At 50.3% G+C, this 24,042-nt stretch carries 20 protein-coding genes and 1 other RNA gene; 15 read left to right on the top strand and 6 right to left on the bottom strand.

What is annotated here, in order from left to right; all coding sequences use genetic code 11:
• Positions 1-166 precede the first annotated feature (166 nt).
• From EKK48_18100 to EKK48_18080, 5 genes are all read left to right on the top strand, one after another.
• Entirely contained in the window at positions 167-1,525 is a 1,359-nt protein-coding gene (locus EKK48_18100) for a glutamyl-tRNA reductase (protein ID RTL39783.1), read from the top strand.
• The gene (locus EKK48_18095; GenBank protein RTL39782.1) at positions 1,522-2,502 is read left to right on the top strand and encodes a hydroxymethylbilane synthase; all 981 of its coding nucleotides are present in this window, start codon (positions 1,522-1,524) and stop codon (positions 2,500-2,502) included. The genes EKK48_18100 and EKK48_18095 overlap by 4 nt, the downstream gene beginning before the upstream one ends.
• A 36-nt stretch (positions 2,503-2,538) precedes the next feature.
• Positions 2,539-3,375 (top strand): uroporphyrinogen-III synthase, encoded by an 837-nt coding sequence (locus tag EKK48_18090; GenBank protein RTL39781.1) that lies wholly within the window; start codon positions 2,539-2,541, stop codon positions 3,373-3,375.
• Positions 3,376-3,618: 243 nt separating this feature from the next.
• A complete protein-coding gene (hemB, locus tag EKK48_18085) occupies positions 3,619-4,578 on the top strand; it encodes a porphobilinogen synthase (GenBank protein ID RTL39913.1) in 960 nt (319 codons plus the stop codon).
• Positions 4,579-4,616: 38 nt separating this feature from the next.
• Positions 4,617-5,084 (top strand): hypothetical protein, encoded by a 468-nt coding sequence (locus EKK48_18080; protein RTL39780.1) that lies wholly within the window; start codon positions 4,617-4,619, stop codon positions 5,082-5,084.
• 115 nt (positions 5,085-5,199) lie between these two features.
• On the opposite strand, the gene EKK48_18075 is transcribed toward EKK48_18080, so the two are convergent.
• The gene (locus EKK48_18075) at positions 5,200-6,216 is read right to left on the bottom strand and encodes a methyltransferase domain-containing protein (protein RTL39779.1); all 1,017 of its coding nucleotides are present in this window, start codon (positions 6,214-6,216) and stop codon (positions 5,200-5,202) included.
• Between the two features lie 177 nt (positions 6,217-6,393).
• On the opposite strand from EKK48_18075, the gene ffs reads away from it, so the two are divergent.
• From ffs to EKK48_18060, 3 genes are all read left to right on the top strand, one after another.
• Positions 6,394-6,485: signal recognition particle sRNA small type (ffs, locus tag EKK48_18070), an RNA gene on the top strand.
• A 50-nt stretch (positions 6,486-6,535) separates the two neighbouring features.
• Positions 6,536-6,817, top strand: coding sequence for a hypothetical protein (locus EKK48_18065; GenBank protein ID RTL39778.1), 282 nt, complete (start codon positions 6,536-6,538; stop codon positions 6,815-6,817).
• A 198-nt stretch (positions 6,818-7,015) separates the two neighbouring features.
• A complete protein-coding gene (locus EKK48_18060) occupies positions 7,016-9,424 on the top strand; it encodes a PAS domain-containing protein (protein RTL39777.1) in 2,409 nt (802 codons plus the stop codon).
• 7 nt (positions 9,425-9,431) lie between these two features.
• On the opposite strand, the gene EKK48_18055 is transcribed toward EKK48_18060, so the two are convergent.
• Complete coding sequence (locus tag EKK48_18055; GenBank protein ID RTL39776.1) at positions 9,432-10,061, bottom strand: tetratricopeptide repeat protein; 630 nt, start codon at positions 10,059-10,061, stop codon at positions 9,432-9,434.
• 38 nt (positions 10,062-10,099) lie between these two features.
• Between EKK48_18055 and EKK48_18050 the strand changes: the two genes are divergently transcribed.
• Both EKK48_18050 and EKK48_18045 read left to right on the top strand, forming a co-directional pair.
• A complete protein-coding gene (locus tag EKK48_18050) occupies positions 10,100-11,215 on the top strand; it encodes a radical SAM protein (protein ID RTL39775.1) in 1,116 nt (371 codons plus the stop codon).
• A 143-nt stretch (positions 11,216-11,358) separates the two neighbouring features.
• The gene (locus EKK48_18045; GenBank protein RTL39774.1) at positions 11,359-13,233 is read left to right on the top strand and encodes a CocE/NonD family hydrolase; all 1,875 of its coding nucleotides are present in this window, start codon (positions 11,359-11,361) and stop codon (positions 13,231-13,233) included.
• Positions 13,234-13,313: 80 nt separating this feature from the next.
• Here the strand turns inward: EKK48_18045 and EKK48_18040 are convergent, their stop codons facing one another.
• Positions 13,314-13,904 carry a hypothetical protein gene (locus tag EKK48_18040; protein RTL39773.1) on the bottom strand — a complete coding sequence of 197 codons (591 nt, stop codon included), beginning with the start codon at positions 13,902-13,904 and terminating at the stop codon, positions 13,314-13,316.
• Between the two features lie 253 nt (positions 13,905-14,157).
• Here EKK48_18040 and EKK48_18035 point away from each other — a divergent pair, with 253 nt between their 5' ends.
• On the top strand, positions 14,158-15,558 hold the full coding sequence (locus EKK48_18035) for a LysM peptidoglycan-binding domain-containing protein (protein ID RTL39772.1): 1,401 nt from the start codon (positions 14,158-14,160) through the stop codon (positions 15,556-15,558).
• Between the two features lie 164 nt (positions 15,559-15,722).
• Here EKK48_18035 and EKK48_18030 read toward each other — a convergent pair whose 3' ends face one another.
• Both EKK48_18030 and EKK48_18025 read right to left on the bottom strand, forming a co-directional pair.
• Positions 15,723-16,709, bottom strand: a complete 987-nt coding sequence (locus EKK48_18030; GenBank protein RTL39771.1) for a hypothetical protein — start codon at positions 16,707-16,709, stop codon at positions 15,723-15,725.
• A 237-nt stretch (positions 16,710-16,946) separates the two neighbouring features.
• Positions 16,947-17,585 (bottom strand): hypothetical protein, encoded by a 639-nt coding sequence (locus EKK48_18025; protein ID RTL39770.1) that lies wholly within the window; start codon positions 17,583-17,585, stop codon positions 16,947-16,949.
• A gap of 212 nt (positions 17,586-17,797) precedes the next feature.
• Between EKK48_18025 and EKK48_18020 the strand changes: the two genes are divergently transcribed.
• The gene (locus tag EKK48_18020; protein ID RTL39769.1) at positions 17,798-18,673 is read left to right on the top strand and encodes an SMP-30/gluconolactonase/LRE family protein; all 876 of its coding nucleotides are present in this window, start codon (positions 17,798-17,800) and stop codon (positions 18,671-18,673) included.
• Positions 18,674-18,691: 18 nt separating this feature from the next.
• On the opposite strand, the gene EKK48_18015 is transcribed toward EKK48_18020, so the two are convergent.
• Complete coding sequence (locus EKK48_18015; GenBank protein RTL39768.1) at positions 18,692-19,051, bottom strand: tRNA-binding protein; 360 nt, start codon at positions 19,049-19,051, stop codon at positions 18,692-18,694.
• Between the two features lie 184 nt (positions 19,052-19,235).
• On the opposite strand from EKK48_18015, the gene EKK48_18010 reads away from it, so the two are divergent.
• The 3 genes from EKK48_18010 (at position 19,236) to EKK48_18000 (ending at position 23,975) form a co-directional block, all read left to right on the top strand.
• Positions 19,236-19,448 (top strand): hypothetical protein, encoded by a 213-nt coding sequence (locus tag EKK48_18010; GenBank protein RTL39767.1) that lies wholly within the window; start codon positions 19,236-19,238, stop codon positions 19,446-19,448.
• Between the two features lie 52 nt (positions 19,449-19,500).
• A complete protein-coding gene (locus EKK48_18005; protein RTL39766.1) occupies positions 19,501-23,223 on the top strand; it encodes a 5-oxoprolinase in 3,723 nt (1,240 codons plus the stop codon).
• A gap of 104 nt (positions 23,224-23,327) precedes the next feature.
• Positions 23,328-23,975 (top strand): hypothetical protein, encoded by a 648-nt coding sequence (locus EKK48_18000; GenBank protein ID RTL39765.1) that lies wholly within the window; start codon positions 23,328-23,330, stop codon positions 23,973-23,975.
• The last annotated feature ends 67 nt before the right edge of the window (positions 23,976-24,042 follow it).

Here is a 24,042-nt window from a genome sequence, read left to right as displayed (position 1 = left end):
TTTGTAGATTCTTTACGCTGACATCTAGTTCAGAAAAAGAGCTTCGCGGCGTGGATATAATTGGCAATCATCACCTGCTCCGATCATCAGAGGCTTTGAGGTCGATTGGGATGAAAAAAACGGACCGATTCAACGGCTTACTGGTCGACCTGGAAACCCCATCAGAATGACTCACCTCGTAGTCTGTGGCCTGAATTATCACAACACTCCGATTGCCATTCGTGAGCGCTTCACGATTCCTCAATCATGCGTCAGCCACGCACTGATGGCTCTATCCCACCTGCCGCACGTCAAAGAAGCGGCGATCTTATCGACCTGCAACCGCACCGAAGTCTATGCCGTTGTCTCGAACGTTCAAGCAGGTTGGCAGGAAATCGAACAATTTTTCAATTCAGCTCAGGCAGTCAGCGACCACGGCGCCCTCAAACCGAATTTCAGACTGCTGAGAGAAGATGTCGCTTTGCACCTCTTCCGGGTTGCTTCCGGGCTCGACAGTATGGTTCTGGGCGAAGGACAGATCATGTCCCAGGTCAAAGCCGCTTATCAGTCGGCGTTGGAAGCCAAGACTGCCGGACCTGTGCTCGACCATCTGTTCAAAATTGCCCTGCAATGCGGTAAACGTGTTCGCTCCGAAACATCGATGGGCAAAAGGGCCGTATCAGTGAGCTCAGCAGCACTGGAACTGGCTCGAACAACCCTGGGCGACCTGAAAGACAAGCGCATCGCCGTCATCGGTGCCGGCAAGATGTCTCAGATATGCGTCAAACTACTGCTTTCCGATCAGGGAAGCGGAACCGTATTTTTGCTGAATCGCAGCAAAGAACGCGTTCAACAGTTTTTGAAAAACTCTCTGCCAAACGTACATCGTTTAGAAACCGAGTTCGATTTCGAAGATCGCCACAAACTGGCAGCAACGGCTGATCTGGTCGTAGTCTCGACAAGCGCACAAAGGTTCTTGCTCGAACGTGAGCTACTCGCGGCAAGCCGTTCGAAAGAACAAAAACCGCTCTGTATCGTTGATATTTCAGTGCCACGCAATGTAGAGCCCACAATTGCTAATCTTCCAGGCGTCAAACTTTTCCAGTCCGATGATCTGACTGAAGTAGTAACGAAGAACCTGGCCGAGAGAGAAGCTCTAGTCGCAGAAGCTGAAGACATTGTATTTCAAACTCTAGACGAGTTTCACGCCTGGCAACGCTCACTACTGGTGGTACCAACCATTGCCGGTCTGCGTGAAAAAATCGAATCGATTCGCCTTGAACAGATGGCGAAAACACGAGGTGCCAGTCTGAGCGACAGCGAAACAGACCCGGCCCAAATCGAAGAAATCAGTCGGGCCATCGTCAATCAAATTTTGCATCACCCGACAGTGCAACTGAAAGCGACCAGAGACTACGAAATCTTGCGACAGCAAGCAGAAGCTCTGCGCACTTTGTTCAGCCTCGATCCGCTTGGAGCCCTGAACTCCAAGAAGACTTCTCGCAGCCGATTGAGCGGACCAGACACCGCCTGTAGAGAAAAGTGACAAAGAAGACCACCAAATCAAGCAAGCAAAAGTGCGTGCGCGTTGGAACGCGAGAGAGCCAGCTAGCTCGATTGCAGACAGACATCGTCATCAAAGAGCTGACCGGCAGATTTCCTGACTTGAAATTCGAAATTGTACCTATCACCACAGGCGGTGACAAGGTGCAAACCAAGCCGATTGCCGAGTTAGGCGGTCGAGGCGTATTTGTTAAAGAGCTCGAAGACGCCCTCTACTCAGATCGTGTCGACTTCGTCGTGCACAGCTTGAAAGATCTGCCCACCGAATTGCCCAGAGACCTTGTTCTGGCTTGTGTTTTAGACCGAGAAGATCCTCGTGATGTTCTGGTTGCAAATGATGATCTGGAACTAAAAACGTTGCCACCGGGAACACGAGTGGCAACATCCAGTCGCAGACGCACCGCACAGATACGGTCGTTGCGAACCGATCTGGAGTTCTGCGACATTCGCGGCAACATACCAACGCGGCTGCGTAAACATACAGATGGACAATGCGATGCGATGGTGCTTGCTGCGGCCGGACTGATTCGTCTTGGTCTGAGCAACAAGATAAACGAATATCTAGACATGGCAGTTTGTACGCCTGCCGTCGGGCAAGGTGCGCTGGCAGTGGAATGCCGTGCGGGCGACAAAGCTATTCTGGATTATTTGACCGTGATCGAAAACATCAACGTCAGAGCAGAAATTGATGCTGAACGCGCTTTTCTCGATAAACTCGGCGGAGGCTGCTCGGTTCCGGTCGGCGCCCTGGGTCAGACACTGAGAGACGGCAGACTGCGATTGACTGGTTGCGTAGCAGCTTTAGACGGCTCGGAAGTAATCAGGGTATCTCTCGAATCTGCAATCGACAAAGCGACCGAGTTGGGAAGCAATCTGGCAGAGCGAGTGGAAGAACTCGGAGCAGAGAGAATTCTTCGCGAACTCAAACAATCGACACCATCGGCGATATCACCTCCTTAGTACTTCTGTGTCATCCCCGGCAAGGAACTAAAGGCGATGAAAAAAACGCATCCTCTGACTGGCATCAGCATAGTCGTGACTCGCGCCGGGCATCAGGCAAGCGAGCTGACATCAAGGTTGACGGCACTGGGTGCGTCAGTAATCGAGCTACCGACAATCGAAATCGTTCCTCCACTGAATTGGCAGAGTGTAGACACTGCCATTGCTCGAATCGATGAGTATGACTGGATTATGTTTGCGTCCACGAATGCCGTTCAGTACTTCATATCTCGATGGGCTGAGCGCCCGAGTGGCAGAATGTTCACAGGCAAATACGCGACGATCGGACCGTCAACCACTGAAACTCTGCGCCGAAATAACCTCAACCCCTCCTTTCAGCCCAGCGGTTCTTTTGTCAGTGAAGATTTTGTCGATCAATTTCCCGGTTATCCAAACCTGACTGGGCTGAAAATTCTCTGGCCCAGAACGAACATCGGTCGCGACCTGATCGTTGAAAAATTTCAAGCAGCCGGTGCCGAAGTGGATGTAGTACAGGCTTACCAGACTGTGCCTGCCAGCACCTCCAATCAAACCGTAGCCAGCCTCACTGAAATGTTGGTCAGAGGACAGGTCGACATCATAACCGTCGCCAGTTCCCAATCAGTGCGCAATCTCGCTCAAATCTTGCGCAATGCTTTTTCCATTTTCGACAACAGTGATGCCTCCAGTCTTCGACAAATCCTCAGACGAACAGCGATCATCTCAATCGGTCCACAAACTACCGCGACTGCAGTTGAGTGCCTCGGCAAGTGTGAAGGGCAAGCGGAAGAATTCAATCTCGATGGACTGATAAATGCCGTACTTTACTTCGTCGAAACAAATGCCAGCGAATAAGGCGCAACGAACGACCGAACCGTTTTCAACCGTTCTTGGCAGCATTAATTCTCTGCCACACAAGCCTCAAAATGACACGGTAGCCGTCGCTAAAAGGATATATTTAGTAGTTATCTAACGACAGCCTGCCGCAAACTCCCGCACAGCGCGCGTCGATAACCTTTTTATTCAGGATTCCAAATGACTGATTTGAAAACGCTGACCAAAGATCGTATTGCCCAGAGTTCGCAAAACTATCCAAACATGAGAATGCGCAGATTACGCGCCACTCCTGCTACTCGCTTGATGGTAAGAGAAACTCATCTGCATCTTGAAAAACTGATCTATCCATTTTTTATCGTCGAAGGCACAAAGAAAAAACTGCCGATCAGCTCTATGCCTGGCATCTATCAACAGAGCATCGACGAAACACTGAATGAAATCGAACTGGCCGCGAACGCCGGAATCACGTCGATTTTACTCTTTGGCATTCCAGACAAGAAAGACAGCGAAGCATCTGGAGCCTGGAAACGCGACGGCATAGTCAACAAGGCGATTCGCGAAATCAAAAAACGCTTCCCTGAGATTGTTGTAGTTGCTGATACTTGCTTATGCGAGTACATGGATCACGGTCACTGCGGCACTGTCGCTGACGGTCGCATACTTAACGACCCTTCGTTGCAAATTCTGGCGAAGTCTGCGGTCGCTCAAGCGGAAGCGGGAGCAGATGTGATCGCCCCATCAGACATGATGGATGGACGAATAGCAGCGATTCGAAATGCGCTTGACGAAGCCGGCTTCGAGCACACACCAATCATGGCCTACAGCGCCAAATTTGCGTCGGCACTTTACAGTCCATTCCGCGAAGCAGCTGAATCGGCGCCACAATTCGGCGACCGCATGTCGTACCAGATGGACCCAGCCAACGGTCGCGAGGCGCTCAGAGAAATCGAATTAGATATTCAAGAAGGCGCCGACATTGTCATGGTAAAACCAGCGCTTCCTTATCTCGACATCATCTCCAAAGCCCGAGAAATGACCAAACTGCCGATCGCGGCCTATAATGTTTCTGGTGAGTACTCAATGGTCAAAGCCGCCGCAGCTAACGGCTGGATCGATGAGAGAAAAGTTGTACTCGAGTCCCTGACTGGCATCGCGCGCGCAGGAGCTGACTTGATCATCACATATCATGCACGCGACGTTGCAAGATGGCTCAAAGGTTAAAACTGTCCGGCACGGAGGTCCTGAGGGGACACTGGTAAATGAAAACAAGCACGGCCTACCAGATTAGTTTTGCGAACGCATTTGCAGATCTATATCTCGACAAAGAAAACGGTGAGTTCGCACTAGATTTCCGTCGGCAAGAAGTGACCATATACTTGAACAATGTGCAGTATCAGGCGCTTGTTCTGCTGATTCAACAGAGCCTGGAAGTCGATGAATTTCTCGACTATCTCAACTGGCAGAAAGATCCAATGCAGTGTGACGAAAATCAGGTTTTCGAAGTTTGTGGACCTGAGCACATCGTGTGCATGGCATGCACACCGAACTGCGAGCGAGTCAAACTGACATTCGATCTGGGTATGGCGATCGATCTGTCGTTCGCTGACTTTCAAGGGCTGGCGAGCTTGATCAAGGAAGCGCAGGCCGATCTTGAATGGCGCCGTGAATTATTGCGCTGGAATATGTCAGACAACGGTCCAGACTTCGCGAGCGGTGCACAAGACTAGGTCTGCAATACTGCAACGTCGGCCTATGCTTCGCCGCGCCACTATAAGTGGTGCGAAGACAGGAGCGTGAGTGATCAGAACTTCCCGGGATTTAAACGCGGGTCTTGCAAGTGATCTATTTCGAGCCGACCAAAACTGGTTGCTCGCCGATGTCCGCCGAATAGTCCACATGTTTAAAACCGCAATCGTGCATGATTTTCTTCAATTCATCAACAGAAAATACGCACCCTTCGGTTGTATGCAGGAACATATTCAATTCGAAAATCAACGCCGCTGGAGGACCGCTGCGCTCACGATTGCACAAAAATTCCGCAACTACGACAACTCCGTCGGGGCGCAAAGAATCCGCACAATTCTTGAGCAACTGTATGCTCGCCTCTCGTCCTTCAGAATGCAAAATGTGACCGAGAATAATGATGTCGTACTGATGTGACTTCCAGTCGAGTTTTCGCCAATCGCCTGCAATGAAATTGAAGCGATCGACAAGCCCACGTTTCGTCGTGATCTTTTTCGCCACTTCCAAAACAGCGGGAAAATCTAAAGCATCTACAGTCGCACTGGGATTCGCTTCCGCAAAGGGTATGCTCCAAACCGCACTGCCGGCAGCTATATCAAGAATGCGTGCCTTGCCGTGATTGACGTCGCTCAGATCCCGAGCAACAATCTGGGCGGTAGCATAGCTCATTGGAAAGATACCCTCGGCAAGAGCGGGGAAAAATTCCTCTGCTGTTTGCTGCGTATTTACCTCTTTTACAGGCTTTCCACTGCGAATCGCTTGACCAAGCTGAGACCAGCCCTTATCGAGTTGCTCAGCGTGTTTGAGATAGAGACCCATGTACAAATCGCTCGATTGCAGTAAATACGTTCGAGACACTTCAATCAATTCGAATTTGTCATTTTCAGCGTGAGCCAAAAATTTCAGCCCCACTAGAGCGTTCAGCAAACATTCAGTGCCACGTTTATCCAAATGCAACTCACGGGAAATCTCTTCAGCTGATCGCGGCGCATGCTCCATAGTCTCAAACACATTGAGCTCCATAGCCGCTTTCAACACGTTGTAAGCTCGTGGCGCACTCTGCACCATCATTATTTGCTCAGGAGGTGCGGGCACTTTATGTTCAAGAACCGTCATAACATTCCTCCCGAACTTGTGATACTAAATACGGTGCCAGGGGCAAAAGACTGAGGGCAAACACAATTCCTTTATTCCTGAGAAAAGTGTCCTCGAATCATAAAATCTCGTCGGTTGCCAAGTTAGCCGCTATACGACTGAACCTATGCAGCCTACAATAGTCTATAATTGCAGCTAGATCGTTGGGTACGGCGGAGACCAACGAACCTGGTCAGGGGGGAAACCCAGCAGCCATAAGTTGTAAGCTTCGGGTGTGCCCAGCGGTCACCTTTTCATGGTTAGTACCGTTAGGCCGCAAGCGTAAATAGGACGCAGCAAAATGAAGACACGGTCATCAAAGTCGCCCAAAGACCCTAAACAAGAGCAAAATAAAACTCTGTTGGGTCAAATCCTGGTTGAACTGGGCTATATCACCATTTACCAGCTCGACGAAGCCCTTCATATCCAACGCCAGGACGCTGAAGGTGGCAAAGAGCAAAAGCCACTGGGTCAAATTCTGCTTGAACTCGGCTATTGCGGCCCCAACCAACTGATTCGTGCCATTCAGGTGCAGGTCGATTATCGACGCGCCCAGGCAGCGGCAGCCAAAGACGACGAATAACTCTACTGTCTCTGCATTACTCTGAATGCCCACCCCGGCGACTGATCGGCGAGTCAGAAGCAGGGTGGAAGTAATTATTTCTCTCGCAATCCCTTGAAAACCCTATATTCGTGCACAACACATCGGTTTAACATCGTGGAGAACGCGATGGGTACGTTAAACTTCTAGTGGACTCTTCAGCACGAAACGTAAAAGCAATTGGGCATCGGCGCTAAATTAACGTTCGCATTTTTCACCGTAATCCTCGTCGCTGTATTGGGGAATGCTGGCTACGGTCTGTTTCTCGACTATCAGGGCAGTCATGAAGCGGCGGCAAAGCGGCTGTATACAGCCACCCAAAAGCTGGGCGCTGACTTTGAATCAGTCAAGATGATGAACCGCGGCATTGCCGCTGCCGTCTGTCAGGACCCGGCTGTCATGCAGGCGCTGGCAGCCAAAGATCGCGGAGCGATGGCTGCGGCACTCAAAAACGTCATCAACAAGACTTCCTTGATTGGATACATAACTATCGTTGATGCCAGTGGAAACGTTTTCTACAGCACGGATACACCGACAAAGTTCGGCTACTCAGCCCGAAAGTTGAGCGCCGGTGTTGACTATTGCATGGGCAAAAAAGCCATGTACCTTGGTCCAGCCTGTTTCAGTCCTACCAACATGCTGACTCTGTCCAGTATCCTGCCCATCTTGCAGAACAACGGGCAGAAGGTCGGTGGTTGCGTCATTGTCAGTCAGCCGCTTGACACGGAATTCCTTACAGGTCTCGTAACAAAGTTTGCACTGGATTCAGATCATCTGACAGGTGTTGATCTCTGTCTGGTTTCGACAAGAGAAAACAAGCTGGTCGCCATCACACCTAATTTGCTCAATGACAAATCGTTTGAAATGAAATCTTTCATTACAGACCTGGAAAAACGCGGAGTGGCTGCAACAAACGTGCCGCCTGCCTTTCCCAAGCCGATCGCGCAATACCTGCATCTGCCCGAGGGGGGATTTGAAAAAGGTCAGCGCTGGTGGAACCAGATCAATATTGTCGATTCCGGTCCGCAAGATGCAAACACCAAGCTCGACGATAAAACTCTCGTCGCGCTTCTCTTGTTAAGCACACCAGTTCCCGAGTTTGGATCAAGACTGGCAGTTGTGCTCTTGCTTGCCGGCACTTGCGGAGCCGTTGCGCTTCTGTTTGCGTTGATATTCACGGCTGGAATCAGCAAAGGGGTAAATGAGCCTCTGAATTTGCTTATCGATCGCACAAGCGAACTGGCCACTCAACAAACAACACCTCCACCCCTTGAAGGGCTCTCCGGAGATTGGCTCGAATTAGGCGAATTGATTGATACGGCCCTATCTTCCATGCGCAGTTCGGTACAGAGCCTGCGCACACAGTTAGCCAAGCAACAAGAGGAAGGTCAGGAGAATTCTAAAGCAGTCGAAGACAAAGCACTGCAGCTGGAGAACCTGAGTCGACAGTTTTCGCATCAAGCAAAACAACTGACCGAAGTGTCGAAGCAAATCAACAATGCCAACAGACAATCGGTAATGTTGCAGCACAAGCTCGATTCCGTATTGCAAGTGTCGACGGAAGGCTTTTTAGTACTCGATCAATTCGGAAATATACTTTCTGCCAATCCAGTTTTCCTGAACTGGCTCGGTTGCACCGAGGGAGAAATCGCAGGACGACTCTGTTTCGACCTGATCAAACGCCCTGGAGAATCGCCAAATGGTGATCGAGACGGCAAGGCTTTTGCGCGACACGGTGGCACACCGGGCGAACTTATCAATCAGTTCTATCCGGAAGGTGTTATTTATCATCGCCACCAGAACAAAGCAGTTGAAGTGATCGCTCATCTGCAGCCAGTCTTGAGTGAAGAAAATTCCATACAGGGCTATATTATGGTGCTGCGCGACAAGTCATTGCGCAGCGAAATCTCGCATTTAAAGAGCGAGATTGTCGCCATGCTTTCAGAATCGATTCGCCAACCACTCGGTGCGGCCGAAATGAAGTGGCAATACATTCTCAGCAATGCCGCCAGAACAATGCACCCTTCGGTCGGACAGCCGCTTGCAGAGCTGCACGCGCATTACGAACAGCTTTGCGCTGTAGTCGATAGTTTACTTATGATGTACGGCGGATACGTTCCACAAGTGACCGCACCACGCGAGCAGATCGTTGTCACCCGACTGGTATCCGAATGCCTCGAACAAGTGGCGCCATTGGCTCGAGAGCGACAGCTGGCGCTGGACTACAAGAGCGTCACCGGTCTGCCGAACATAGTCGGCAATCGCGAAGCAGTGAAAGACATTCTCGTTCAAGTACTGGAAAAAATGATCAGCGTCACATCGCCGGGCGGTCGCACACGTGTTGAAAGTTCCGCCCGCGGAACGGACATGCGCATAGTCGTATCCAGCTCAGGACCTTCACTTCCTGAAGTTGAAATCATCGACATGTTCGCCGGGTTCATAGAAGGTAAACACGCCGAGTCGACTTACAGCAGCAGACTATCGATGTATTTGGCACGCAACAATCTGGAAAGATTGGGCGGCAAAATCTGGGCTGAATCCGAGGCCGGACGCGGCACCGCGATCATCTTCACTCTGCCAATGCAGTAGGAAAGGCTCACTCTGCGGAATACTGTACAGCGATGATCTTCAACGGATCTGATTTTTTGGGAGCAAGTTTTTCAGCGCGCGCTTCCATATTCTTCGCTTCTTCCGCTCTATCCATGCGCTTCAAACAAAGCGCATAATTGGTCAGCAGCGTGACGAGTTCCGGATGGTCAACACCGAGCAGTCTTTCCTTCAACTCAAGAGCTGTCTTGTAGAGGGGCTCTGCATCAGCAAAACGGCGCTTGGCAGAATGCAGCACAGCGAGATTATGCAAACTGATTGCCACTTCTAAGTGCTCATCGCCGTGAGTTTCTTTCTTCAACTCGAGACAGCGTTTATAAAGGTCTTCCGCCATGTTGTATTTGCCTTGCGTATGATACAGGGCAGCCATATTGTTCAGACTCTTCGCCAGGCGCGTTTTGGCAGCCACCTGTTCTTCCTCGCTGAGTTTGCTTAACTCCTCAGACGATCCCGCTTTTTCAACGATACGCAAAGCCGCTATGAAGGCAAGCTCGGCTTCTGTATAACGTCGCCGCGCATACGCGTCATTTCCCTCTTGCACTATGCGCTGCCATTCGGCAATATGGTCTTCAGTCTGCTGTTCGGTCATGCAAATTCCTTCTGCCTGCAGAGCAAGCATGGCTATTAGACAGGGTTTAAAGAGTACAACGAAGAACCGTGCTCGGTATAGACCTTGTCATGCTACCATATATATGTATGACCAAAATCACTGAGATTACAGCCTCATCGATTCTGACGCCCCAGAAGGTCGGCTCTCTGGCGTCAGCATACGACTTTTCGCTGAATCCATACGCCGGTTGCGCTTTCAGCTGCTCCTACTGCTATGTGCCGAAATTTCCCAACGCCCGCCATGAATTCAACGAGTGGGGCAAATGGGTGGAAGTCAAAATAAATGCACCCGAGCTTTTGCAGAAGGAAAGAACGCGAATCTTCGGCAGCAAAATCTTCTTCAGCTCCGCAACAGATCCTTATCAATATCTGGAATTAAAATACCGGCTGAGCAGGCGCTGTTTGCAACAATTGCTTACTTATCAACCTGAAAAAGTGACCATGCACACGCGGTCGCACCTGATTTTGCAGGATCTGGCACTGCTCAAGCAATTTGGAAAGAGTCTCAGTGTTGGAGTCAGTCTTACCACCGACGACGAAGACGTGCGTGCCGAGTTTGAACCACATGCACCGAGCATAGGGCGCCGATTGCAACTAATAAGAAAGCTGCGAGAAGCAGGTGTGGAAGTCTACGTATCCATGTCACCGCTCCTGCCCTGTGATCCGGATCGTTTGATATCCATAGTCGCGCCGTATGTTTCTAAGGTCTGGATAGACACAATGCGATGGACAGAAGTAAACACCCATCCAGAGCTGCTTGAAAAGTACAAAGACTTCTTTAGACAGCAAAACTATGAAGCAACGGTAAATTACATTGCGTCGCGCTTCCCACGCCGCCGCACGTCAGAGCCACCGCTCAGCCCAGTCACAGAGGAAGCCGCAGAAATTTTACATGGCACGATTTTGCCCCAGTCCGAATCGCACACGGTCATAGGTGCCTTTGATCCAGCCGGCGACTACCTCGACGTCATCGATACAAATGCCAATCTGTCTGAGCAAGATTTGCAAAAAGATTCGATAATAGATCTTGCTGCTCAGGTGGAATCCATACCACGTACGCCGCAAAAAGCCGCAGCGCTAAAACCGCATAATCCGGCAGTCAAAAAACCTCAAAAGAAGTTAGTAGCATCATCGGCAACCCAGCTCAAACTCCCATTCATGTAATTGCGCACCAGTCACGGTGCCTTAAACGCTTCGTCCCGTCACGGTGCCTCAAACGTTTTGCCGCGGCTCTCTCTCTGTCTGCAGCGTTGATTTTAAACAATGCACTGACTGCTGAAAGCCTCAACTATAGATTGTTCTTGCCTATGAAGAGCGATCAGAGCAAAGGCGTTCCGGCGCCATACAAAACAAAGCCGACCAACAAAAGCTACACGCAAACCTCTCGGTACATTACCTTAAAAGATGGGACGCGTTTAGCTGTAGAAATATACCTGCCGGACAAGCTCAAAAAGGGCGAGAAGCTTCCCACTATTCTCGAACTAACGCGCTACTGGCGCGTCATCGAGCCAAAGTTTCCGTACAACAAAATCTATCCAAAGCCACTCAGCCCTTATCGGCTCGAATTCATCACCCATGGATATGCATGGGTAGTCGTCGACTCTCGCGGCGCCGGTTCCTCGTTCGGGGATCGTCCCTGGGATCTTTCTCCAGTCGATCAGTCCGATGCTAAGGAAGTGACAGACTGGTTGACTAAACAGTCCTGGTTCAACGGAAAAATAGGCACCATAGGACATTCGTTTTCGGGCAACCTTGCTGAGCTTGCTTTGATTAATCGAACCCCTGAAGTGAAAGCCTGCGCCATACTTTCCAGCCCATTCGACATCTACACAGACGTAATGCGACCGGGCGGACTGCCAAATATGCCTTTCATTCACGATTGGGGCGATCTGTCAAAACGTTTCGACAGCAATCAACTACCTGTACGATTGCAAAAATATCGCAAGTTTGTGCACGGCTCTAAACCAGTCGATGAAGATCTAGACGGCTCCCTGCTAAGAGATGCATTAGCCCAGCACAAACTAAATACCGATGTAAGCGCTGTCGACCAGGTGAATTTCCGCGACGACTCACTGCTGGCCGCGAAAGACAAAATCAAACGGACCGATACCTTCGACAAGTGTATCGACTTGATCAAAGTAAAATATGGAGACGACTACCTGGAAGCAGGGCTCGATATCGCCAGCCCAAGCGGATATTACAAAGATGTCGACAAAGCGCAAGTACCCATTTATGCAGCGTCAGGATGGGAAGAAGGCACCAATGCCGATGCCGCTGTAAAACGCTTTTTAAACTACACAGCCCCCGGCACCAAACTGTTGCTTGGTCCATGGGAGCACAATTACATGAATATCAGTCCCTTTACTCATGGCGGTCCGAGCCGGTTTAGAATCGATCAAGAGATGCTGAAATTCTTCGACAGTTATCTAAAAGGAAAGACCGAACCGCTGTCCTCAGATAAAGCAGTCAACTATTACACTCTCGGTGAAGAAAAATGGCATGGCAGCGATGTCTGGCCGCCCAAAAGCGAAGAGCAGATCGTCTATCTAGACAACGACCACAAACTAAACTTTGAGAAGCCCGCGGAAGACGGTAAAACCCCATACAGAGTTGATATCACATCTGGCACCGGACGCAGAACGCGTTGGGATTGTTTGCTCGGACAAATCTTATGGACGCCGCATCCGAACAGAAAAAAGGCGGACAAGAAGCTGCTCGTCTATGATTCACCACCGCTTACTGAAGACATCAAAATTACGGGTCATCCGTCAGTCAAACTCTACGTTAAACCAGATGCGCCCGACGCTGCAGTATTCACCTACCTTGAGGATGTCGCACCGAACGGGCTTGTGCGCTACGTGACTGAAGGGCAGTTGCTCTGCGGAAATCGTATCAACCCTGAACGCGCCCCGCTCTACAAAACTGTAAATCCCGTGCCGTCGTTTCTCAGAGCCGACTACAAGGCGTTGGAGCCCTTCGAGACAACTCCAGTAAAATTATCGCTCCAGCCTTGTTCTTTTATGTTTAAGAAAGGACATCGCATCCGTTTAGCGATCGGCGGACTGGACCACGACCATTTCAAGGCTCCAAATTTCACGAGAATCGCAAATCGAATCGAAGTTCTCACAGGCGCGGACTGTCTATCTCAGCTGGCGCTGCCGGTAGATGAGAATCCGAATTAGTCGAATCTCTGTTCCAGTGGTTAAATCAAACCGGCATTAAATTCCCACGTGCAGGGAATTCAAGCCAGATGATCAGTTGCTCAACGTTTCGCTGATTGGTCTGCGCCATGCAGAATCAGATTCGGCAAGGTTGGCTTTGTCGTTGCGAGATCAGTTGCGTCTTTGATCTTCTTGGCGGTGTCACGATGTTCTGCAGGCACATGGTCCATAACAATCTTGCCGCCTTTGTCTTTTACGATCGCAAGTGCAGCCGCATGTGGAGCCAGAACTTCCGTTGCCAGAGGTACGGCGTTGCGAACCATGCCGCCATAATCACCACGCTGCTCAGCGGCGACAATACCCTGCACCTTGTTCATGTGATCCCTGGCGACTTCGTGCCCCGCCCCAGCTACTTCTCCTGCAATTTTCTTCGTGGTGGGACTCTGAGCAATCTCTTTGCCCTTATGAAAGGCGTCCTTGCCAGCTTCAGCAATCTGTCCAGTAATCCGATGTGTGGTTTCGCTGTGAGCGATTTCCTGCGTCTTCTCCACACCCTTCTTCACAACACCACTGGCGGTATCATGAACGACGGACGCGCCGTGCTTGATGTGTCCCATAACGCGTCCAAACAGTCCTTCAGACTCAGGGGCGGGTGGCGCTGTTTGTACGCCTTCGGACTTGTCTCCAGCCATGAAGAATCCTCGCGGTGAGTTATAAAAGCACCTCCACTTTAACTGACCGGTTGGGACTTTCTCGTGACACGCCCGTGACCGGATTGTGACATTTAAAGTTCTCAAAATCGTGGCAAAGCCAATCTGAATAATTGGGAATTCCACCATAGCCATTCGACCACAATTTGCTTACGATGTTCGAGCCCATAAATATCCCCGTTTCAAATGCCGCACCGCAGCGCGCATTTTGAAATCTGCATGAAGGTGAGAACTCATGAGTGTTGATTTTCAGCGTGATGTTTCCAAACAGAATTGCCCACAGGAACACATACCTGCTTCAAATACCCTACTAGACCAGGCATGCCGCGATGCATACCAACCAAAAGAAAAAGATACTTGCTCAACGTCGACTCCTAAAGCCTTCTTCGATATGTGCAGCTGGCGCCCAGACTACTCGCTCTCATCACAATCGGCGCGAGACTGGCAGAGACAATCGGACATCAATCGCACAAAACCAATCGAGCTGACCAAATGCGATATTTACACGGTCAAATATGGCGATTGCTTATGGACAATTGCAGAACGCGATCTTAAAAAGAATGGCGAGAAAACTGATGCGCACTCAATTAAAAACGAAATCGATAAAATCGTGAAATTGAATGAAAAGGAACATCCTTCACTGAAATGCAATCCGGATTTGATTCTTCCTGGCTGGAAGCTCAAGATGCCGGACCACTGCAAAGACAACGATATAGATTGCAAACCACCAGAGAAACCGCATTGCCGACCACACGAGCACAAACCACCTGAGCACAAGCCGCCAAAGTGCCACCCGGAGGAACCGAAGCCACCGTGCCATCCTGAGCAGCCGAAGCCACCATGTCCGCCGGAGCAGCCACCGCCACCATGTCCGCCGGAGCAGCCACCGCCACCTTGTCCGCCTGAGCAGCCGCCTCCACCTTGTCCGCCTGAGCAGCCACCCCCACCGTGTCCACCGGAGCAGCCTAAGCCGCCATGTCCGACAGAACAGCCTAAGCCGCCATGTCCGACGGAACAGCCTAAGCCGCCATGTCCAACAGAGCAGCCTAAGCCGCCATGTCCGACGGAACAGCCCAAGCCGCCATGTCCGACAGAACAGCCTAAGCCGCCATGTCCGACGGAACAACCTAAGCCGCCATGTCCAACAGAGCAGCCCAAGCCGCCATGTCCGACGGAACAGCCTAAGCCGCCATGTCCAACAGAGCAGCCCAAGCCGCCATGTCCTACAGAGCAGCCCAAGCCGCCATGTCCAACAGAGCAGCCCAAGCCGCCATCTCCATCGGATCAACCGAAGCCACCCGAACCATGTCCCGAAAAACCACCGGAGCAAAAGCCACCCGAACCATGTCCCGAAAAACCACCGGAGCAGAAGCCACCCGAACCATGTCCCGAAAAACCACCGGAGCAGAAGCCACCCGAACCGTGTCCTGAAAAACCACCGGAGCAGAAGCCACCCGAACCGTGTCCTGAAAAACCACCGGAGCAGAAGCCACCCGAAAAACCATGTTCAAGCGAAAAACCGGAACAGAATCATGAACAGCCAGCACCGCCTGCGCCACCACAGGATTCCAAACGGGACGAACAAGCTAAACACCATGACTGTCCACCGGAGGAGCACAACCAGGCAGATAAATAGCACAGCGAACTCTGAAAGTTAAACAACACGAACAACAACAACAACAACAACAACAAGTAACCAACCATAAAAAGAGCATCACGGGGAGGTGATGCTCTTTCTCCTAGACTCGGCTTCCATTTTCAGCTCAAAATCCTCGCCAAATTAGACGCAAGAATAGGTCTTTACTTGGCTAGCTTGATGATTATGTCCATCGATTTCTTGATCGCCATGGCAACAATTACCGCTGCAGCAATCAAAGCCACAGACATAGCAGCGATCGCTATGGAAAAGATGATCACCACTGACTTTAGTTGCGACAGTTCAGTGCGCAGTTCAGAGATCTGATTCTTGAGACTGTCTACGGGCGTCAGCAATCCACCTATGTTGGTTGATAGATTCTTCACTGACGATTGCACTTCCGGAAGTTGCTTTTCGCAAGCTCTTATCTCCAGCTTGATGTCGCCTATTTCGCTGCTCAGTCGCTGACCACTTGTATTCAGCCCAACGAGAGGTTGCTTCATTTCGCTGAGTCCAGTGTTCAGCCCGGCAAGCGGGGTTCGCAACTCATGCAGCCCTGCATTCAGCGTATTCAAAGGAGGTCGGAGATAATGCAGACCACTGTTAACGGCAGTAACTGTTGTCTGAACTCCCTCAATGCCCGAATTGAGGACGCGCAAGCGAGGATGCAAATCTTGCAGATTGGTGCGCAGATTGCTGTTTAATTCAGTTACGCCTGTGCTCAACCCTTCCATTGGCTTCTTCATTTCGCCAATCTCTTTCTGAAGGAGTGCCATCGGTTTTGCAATCTCCGACATCTGCTCGCGTAATCGCCTGATACGCACGGGCAGATCTTCCATTGGCTCGGTCAAATCTTCCATCTGCAGTTCTACATTTTCCAGAGTCTTGATTGTGCGCCGGAACGGATGAAACCCGTGTTCTGGCTTCTTCGTGGCGGTCTTATCGAAGTGATGATAATGGTGCACAACGGTTGCATGTGCATCGCTAGTAGCTTTGCTCTCAGCGCTTTGTACCGGAGATGGAGGACGCGAGCCAGGAAATTCGACGGCATCTGCGGCATTTGCAGGAATGCAAACTATTACTGATACTGCGAAGATCAGAGCGAAGCGCCAACCTGAAACAGGTTTACGCCCTGAACAACGCTGATCCATCGATAATCTCTGAAGCATATTTCAATGACCGGGGTTATATGACACGGACTCGCACAACAGCGGCCCCTGTTATATGTCCGTTTTACCAGGCAAGCAGCCTATAAGGACGAAACGTTATAGGAATTTCGTATTTATCCGACACAAACTCCGGCGTTGAGAACGCCGCCTTCGAAAACCAATGAATTATTTCAAACAGCTTAGTGACTGCCGAAATCTACAACAGTTCTGGAAATTTGATCACTTCGGAGGAGCTGGAAAAACGCTGCAATCCTTACCAGTGAGGTCCAGGTAGATTACTCTCCATTCGCCCTCTGAAACACTCAATTTGATCGAACCGAGATCAACATTAGCGGGTCCCTTATCAACGAAGATAGCAATCTTACTCAGACGCGGAACTTGACCCTCCGGCAATAATTTGTTTGCAGGATATCGACATTCATAGTAGCCGTTAAATCCATTGATGCTGTTGACCGAGAATTCCGAAATTAGCCTATCAACTGTCGTACCGTCTGCAAAAAGAAATCGTACTCTAGTTGATGTCTTCGCCGTCTCCATATCAGCGCTGTACAAATTGACCACAACGTCGTTGATAAGATCTACGTTTCCTCCAAATCGGTTCACGACATACCCGGCTCTGCCGTTATTACCGGGATTGTTGGCTCTAACGTAAATGTTGAAGTGGTTGCCCATGCCACCACCTGCCCTAAAGGTATTTACAACACTGTCTCTAGCACCGTCGCACTCAGCGATCACCGCCATGGTGTTAAACGTTTCTGCGCTAGCAGGAAACGCACCAAACACACTCATTGCAAAGGCAGCCAAAGCCGCTCCATTCTTCGAAACCATTTTTCTGCCCAGCTGTTTTATCATCGTCATTGCACTCCTATGATACTGCGTCGTACGACAGCGGCCGTCTGTAGTCTTTTGGTTTTAGCAGTAAAGCCGCGTGAAGGACCGAAACGTTATAGGAAATTCGTTTTTATGCTAAACAAATTCAACTTTCAACAACGACGCAATTGCTACTACATGTAATACCAGAATCAAGATCAGCTAAACTCAGTACGAATTAGGACGAGAGACTAGATACCATGCCGTTAATTGCTGAACCAGTCTTGCATGCCCGAGCACTCCTGGGAGAAGGATCCATCTGGAATTTCCGCGAGCATGTGTTGCATTGGGTCGACATCGACAGCTTCAAAATTCAGACCTTCAATCCATCCACCAGTCAAAATAGTTCGATTGATGTCGGGGAACATGTGGGAACGGTAGTGAGACGAGCACCAGAATGTGGCGGTGGGTTCATCGTCGCTCTGGTCAATTCAATTGCCCATGTCGATGACAATGGCAAACTGACTAAACTCTCCGAAGTTCACGAACATTCCCGTAATCGTTCCAATGACGGCAAATGCGATCCGGTCGGAAGATTCTGGTGGGGTTCCTTCAATTTCGATTTAACGCCTGAAGCGTGCAATCTATGGATGCTGGATACCGACCACAGTCTTCACCACAAACTAGACAAAATCGGCGTTTCCAATGGTCTTGTCTGGACCTCTGACGGCAAGACTATGTATTACATTGACTCGCTTCTGCAAAGACTGGATGCATTCGACTATGAGATCGAAAACGGACGCATATCGAACCGCCGAAGCGTGGTCCAAAACTCCTGGGGCGGCTATTTCGACGGAATGACGATCGACCGCGATGACAATGTCTACATCGCACTGTGGGAAGGCGGAGCCGTCGTCAAACTCAATCCCAGAACCGGGAAATTAATCGAACGAATTGAGGTTCCCGGATGCCGCAATATTACATCCTGCGCTTTTGGCGGTCCCAGGATGAACGACCTTTACATCACATCATCGGGCAAGGATGCTCAACTCGAAACAGAACCCAATGCGGGAGCGCTATTCAAAGTCTCGATAAACAATTCGGAAGGCTGCAAAGCCTTCGAGTACAAAGGTTAATTCTCGGAGCCAAGCAAACTAGGAAATCTGCGATCCCAGAGGCACTTCTTGATCTACCGATAACAAAACAATGCTGCCGTCCTCTCGAGACGAGCCCAGTACAAGAACTTCGGAGAAAAAATCGGCGATTTGTTTGCGCGGAAAGTTGGTAACACCCACCACGAGGCGCTCGATCAAATCCTCGGGCTTATAGTGCACTGTAATCTGCGCAGACGAGCACTTAACTCCGTATGGTCCAAAATCAATCCAGAGTTTGTATGCAGGCTTACGCGCTTTCGGAAATTCCTCTACCTTTATAACCCGACCAACACGCATATGAACTTTGGCAAAATCATCAAAGCTAATTGTGATAGTTTCTGTGTCCGTTGACTTTGTCATAGCTGATTCTTAAACTCTCATGCAGGCGAAAGTAATTGTCCAATATTTAGTTTAAAACGTGGTTAATGATGTCAAGAGCGTGGAACATTAGTGGTAACAACAACCCGACACTGCCTGCCGCCGAATTGAAATTTTTATTCCCGCCTGGACCATTCCGGGCCTGTCGTTGTAGCGGAGGCACACAATGGCGTTAAGTAGAGCTCGTATCCGTAAACGTCGGAATAAGAAAGGGCAGGGCATAACCGAATACGGTGCCATCTTGGCATTTGTGGCTTTGATGGTCTCCCTGACGTTTGGTTTTGCCAGTGGAAGCTTGAGTAAAAGTGTCTCTGCAGCATTTTCTGTTGTCAGAGGTAACCTGGACAATCTCTCCACTGCCGCCGCTAGCTCATCATAGCGAGACCACTCGGAACTAGCGCCCGACTTACCAGACTCGTAGAGATTGAATATTGAAAACCCAGACGGACAAAGCCTTCTCCGCTTGTTGGCAGTTCTGGATAGATCGCGGCGGAACCTTTACAGACGTGATCGGTTTGTCGCCAAATGGCGATCTCGTAACAGAAAAACTTCTTTCTGAAAATCCTCGCCAATATAAAGATGCCGCTACAGCAGGAATCAGAAAAATTCTCGGATTAACACCTGAGAGCTCCATTCCGGCCGATCGAATCGACTGCGTCAAGATAGGTACTACGGTTGCCACTAACGCGCTTCTAGAACGCAAAGGCGAACCAACAGTTTTCGTAACAAACAAAGGTTTTGGGGACTGCCTGCGCATTGCCTATCAAAACAGACCTGACATCTTCGCGCGCAAAATAACCCTACCCGAACAACTCTACTCTCACGTTATTGAAATCGACTGCCGCTATGACTTTACCGGAAAGGAGCTAACTCCTCTAGACGAGGCATCGGCCCGTCGGGCATTGAAAGATGCATTCGAAACCGGCTATACATCCTGCGCCATCGCGCTTATGCATGGCTACAAATATCCCGAGCACGAGCAGCGCCTGCGAGACATTGCCATATCGGTAGGCTTCACGCAGATCTCAACTTCTCATGAAACCAGCCCCCTTGTGAAGCTCATTAGTAGAGGCGACACATCGGTGGCCGATGCGGCACTTTCGCCGGTTTTGCGCCGGTACGTGGCACAGGTTCAGGAGGAGCTAAACGGCGTAAGGTTGCTTTTCATGCAGTCGAACGGTGGATTGGCTGACGCGGCTCATTTTAAAGGCAAAGACAGCCTCCTATCTGGTCCTGCCGGCGGCGTGGTTGGCGCTGCTGCAGTAGGCAACGCATCAGGGGCAGCCAACATCATTGCTTTTGACATGGGCGGAACGTCGACCGATGTCTCCCATATTTGCGGAGGATATGAACGCACAACCGAAGCAGTCCTTGCAGGTATTCGCGTCAAAGCTCCGATGATCGCCATCAACACGGTCGCAGCCGGAGGAGGCTCTATCTGCACTTTTGATGGATTCCGCATGCGCGTAGGACCAGCATCGGCTGGTGCTTTGCCTGGACCTGCCTCCTACGGAAACGACGGTCCATTGACCATAACCGACTGCAATGTGCTGCTGGGAAGGATCCAACCAGATTTTTTTCCCAAAGTGTTTGGTCCATCAGGCGATCAGGGTTTAGACAAAACAAAAGTGGAGCAACTTTTCTCTAAGTTGGCGCACTCCATGCCCGATTCACCAGCACCAGAGGCAGTGGCGCAAGGTTTTCTCACGATCGCTGTAGCAAAAATGGCTGCAGCGATAAAACAGATTTCAATCGAAAAGGGGCACGACATTTCTAACTATGCTCTTGTTGCCTTCGGCGGTGCGGGAGGACAGCATGCTTGCCAGATCGCAGACGCGCTAGGTATTCGAAGAATAATTATTCACCCGCTGGCAGGAGTACTTTCTGCGTACGGCATAGGCACTGCCAATCTCACAACGGTCAAAAATGAATCAGTAGAACTTTCCTTGACAGAAGGCAATCTAAAAGTCGCGGTAAAAACTCTGGACAAGCTGACGAGAGCTTGCGAATTCGAACTGGCGCCTCAACTGATCGGCAATGAACAGGTCAGCGCAACCAGAACTCTGGCGCTTCGATATGAGGGAACGGACATGGCTATCTCAGTGCCATTCGGCTCTCTACAAAGCTTGAGAACCGCATTTGAAAAAATCCACAAGGATCGATTTGGTTTCACTTCTCCGGAAAAGAACCTGATCATTGAATCGGCATCAGTGGAAGCTGAAGCAAAGATGCCGCCGCAGAAAAATACTGCAGCGTCACCCCAAAAGGAACAGAAAGCGCGCCAAAAATGCAACGTCTATCTGAACCAAGCCTGGCAGGAAGTACCTTTATGGACCAGCGAAGAGCTGGGCGTCTCAACGCAAATAAAAGGTCCAGCATTGATTGCCGAAAAGATGAGCACAACACTGATTGAAACGGATTGGCGCGCCGCTGTGGACACCAATGGATCGATTGTTATTGAGCGCACATCCGAACTCGTCGCCGCAAGCACCGTCAAAATGGATCTACAAAAGCCAGATCCAACAAAACTCGAACTCTTCAATCACATCTTCATGTCTACAGCAGAACAGATGGGTGCTGCACTGCAAAATACGAGCCAGTCGATCAACATCAAAGAACGTCTGGACTTTTCGTGTGCCATTTTTGATCGCCACGGAAGATTGGTAGCAAACGCCCCTCACATTCCCGTACACCTTGGCTCGATGAGCGCCTGCGTGCAAGAAATAATTACGCGTCGAGCCAATCAGATGACTAAAGGCGATGTTTTTGTTTCAAACAATCCTTACGCGGGTGGTACACACTTGCCTGATATTACGGTTGTATCGCCAGTCTTTATTGACGACGATCATGGTAACGATGATACGGCCGCAACGGCTACTGCTCCGGCTACCACTGCTACCGCTACGGCTGCCACGGCTACGGCTGCTAGTACTAATGCTAATGCTACTGCTACTGCGCCATCGTTCTACCTGGCGTCCCGAGGGCACCACGCCGATATCGGTGGTATAACGCCAGGCTCCATGCCAGCCAATAGCCAGTCTCTTGTTGAAGAAGGAATCGTGATCGACAACTTTCAGCTCCTCAGAAACGGACTATTCGCAGAAGACGAGATCAAACGATTGCTCAGTTCCGGGCCCTACCCCGCCAGGAACATCGCTCAGAACGTAGCTGATCTCAAAGCACAGGTTGCAGCAAATGTGCGAGGCGAACAAGCCCTTACTGCGCTGTGCAGATCTCACAGTGCGCACGTGGTGCAAGCATATATGCGCTTTGTTCAGGAAAACGCCGAACTGGCGGTGCGCAATGCAATCAAATCGCTGCACGATGGAAGCTTCGTCTGCAAAATGGATAACGGTGCCAGCATAAGCGTCGAAGTAAAAATAAGCCCGGACGGCAATGGGGTCATACTGGATTTTAGCGGCACTTCAGCGCAACTGAAAGGCAATATGAACGCCCCGAAAGCGATCACGAACGCAGCCGTAATGTACGTTTTCCGCACATTGATCGACGACGACATTCCGCTTAATGATGGATTTCTCGCGCCTCTAACTATAAAAATTCCTGATCACAGCTTGCTCAATCCCAAATATCCAGCGGCAATAGTGGCAGGAAATGTGGAGACGTCGCAGCAAATCACCGATGCTCTCTACGGCGCACTTGGGGTCATGGCGGCTTCGCAAGGAACCATGAACAACTTTACTTTCGGCAACCAGAATCATCAGTACTATGAAACCATATCTGGTGGCTCAGGCGCCGGACCCGACTTTGATGGCGCGAGCGCAGTTCAAACAAACATGACCAACTCGAGACTCACCGATCCAGAAATACTGGAGATGCGTTTCCCCGTCGTGCTGGAAGAATTCTCAATCCGCCAAAACAGCGGTGGTAAGGGTCGACACAAAGGCGGCGACGGTGTTCTTCGAAGAATTCGATTTTGCCAGGCGATGAGCGCCTCAATTCTCTCCCTGCGCAGATCAGTTGCGCCATTTGGCATGCAGGGCGGCGAATGCGGCGCAAAAGGACTCAACTATGCCATTAAGCGGGACGGAAAGCGCATAGACCTGGGCGCTACAGCAACAATTGATTTGGAAGAAGGCGATGTCTTTGTGATCGAAACACCAGGCGGCGGCGGTTTTGGCGCCTCCCCGCACTGATAAAGAGATGAGCGAGATGGCTAACGAACGTAAAAACTCACAAGCGACCAAGTAAGCCTCGCGCAGAAACTGGGCATATAGCATTATCCAGAAGAGGTGAAATCATGAACGCGTGGGAAAAAACTTGCGATACCTGGCGCCTTTTAGCAGCAGAGATCGACGGAAGCTTCACGGAAGGCACCGTTCCGCTGTCGACTATTCACACTGCGTCAGTCGAAAAGCAATATAAGAACTGGACGATATCGTTCCAGACCACCGGTCACACCATCACAGGCAAGGTTTCATACGTGCCGCTGGAGAGTTTTACACTCAATATAAAACGCAAAAAGTTCGACTGGACAGACAGCCTCGGCGCAGCCATTCCGCCGATGTTGATGTGCTCGGAAGTACCCAACACAGGCTTTGCGGAAATCGAGTATTTGTATTCGATAACCAGTAACGATGCAATCAACGCCCGCAAATTCATTGGACTTCCAGTAGTACGCGAGGTCTTGATTAATTCGGACGGTCTGCAAGACTTTCTGATCTGTTCAATGAAAGTAGCAGGCATTCAAACTGGCAGCATCTTCATGTTCGACCTGAGTCGCGTCTTCGACCGCACCCAGATGAAGAACCGCTTCAAAGCTTTTCAGGAAAGTCTTGACCTGCTCAGTGCGTGCAGATTAGCATCCCTTGAGGCGCCGCAGGCCTCAAGCTACAATGCACCGGAAGAAAATCTCTTCGATCGATTCAACATTTTCAAGAAGAAATAGCGGCTTCAGATTTAATCGAATCGAATCTAAAAAATTGCGGAAAGGGCATCCTGGGCAGTTAGTACTG

This window comes from Candidatus Melainabacteria bacterium, from assembly GCA_003963305.1.
In the GTDB taxonomy this organism is placed as follows: Bacteria; Cyanobacteriota; Vampirovibrionia; order Obscuribacterales; family Obscuribacteraceae; genus PALSA-1081.
Note: the sequence above shows the minus strand (reverse complement) of the source record. Positions and strands in the feature narration are given on the sequence as shown.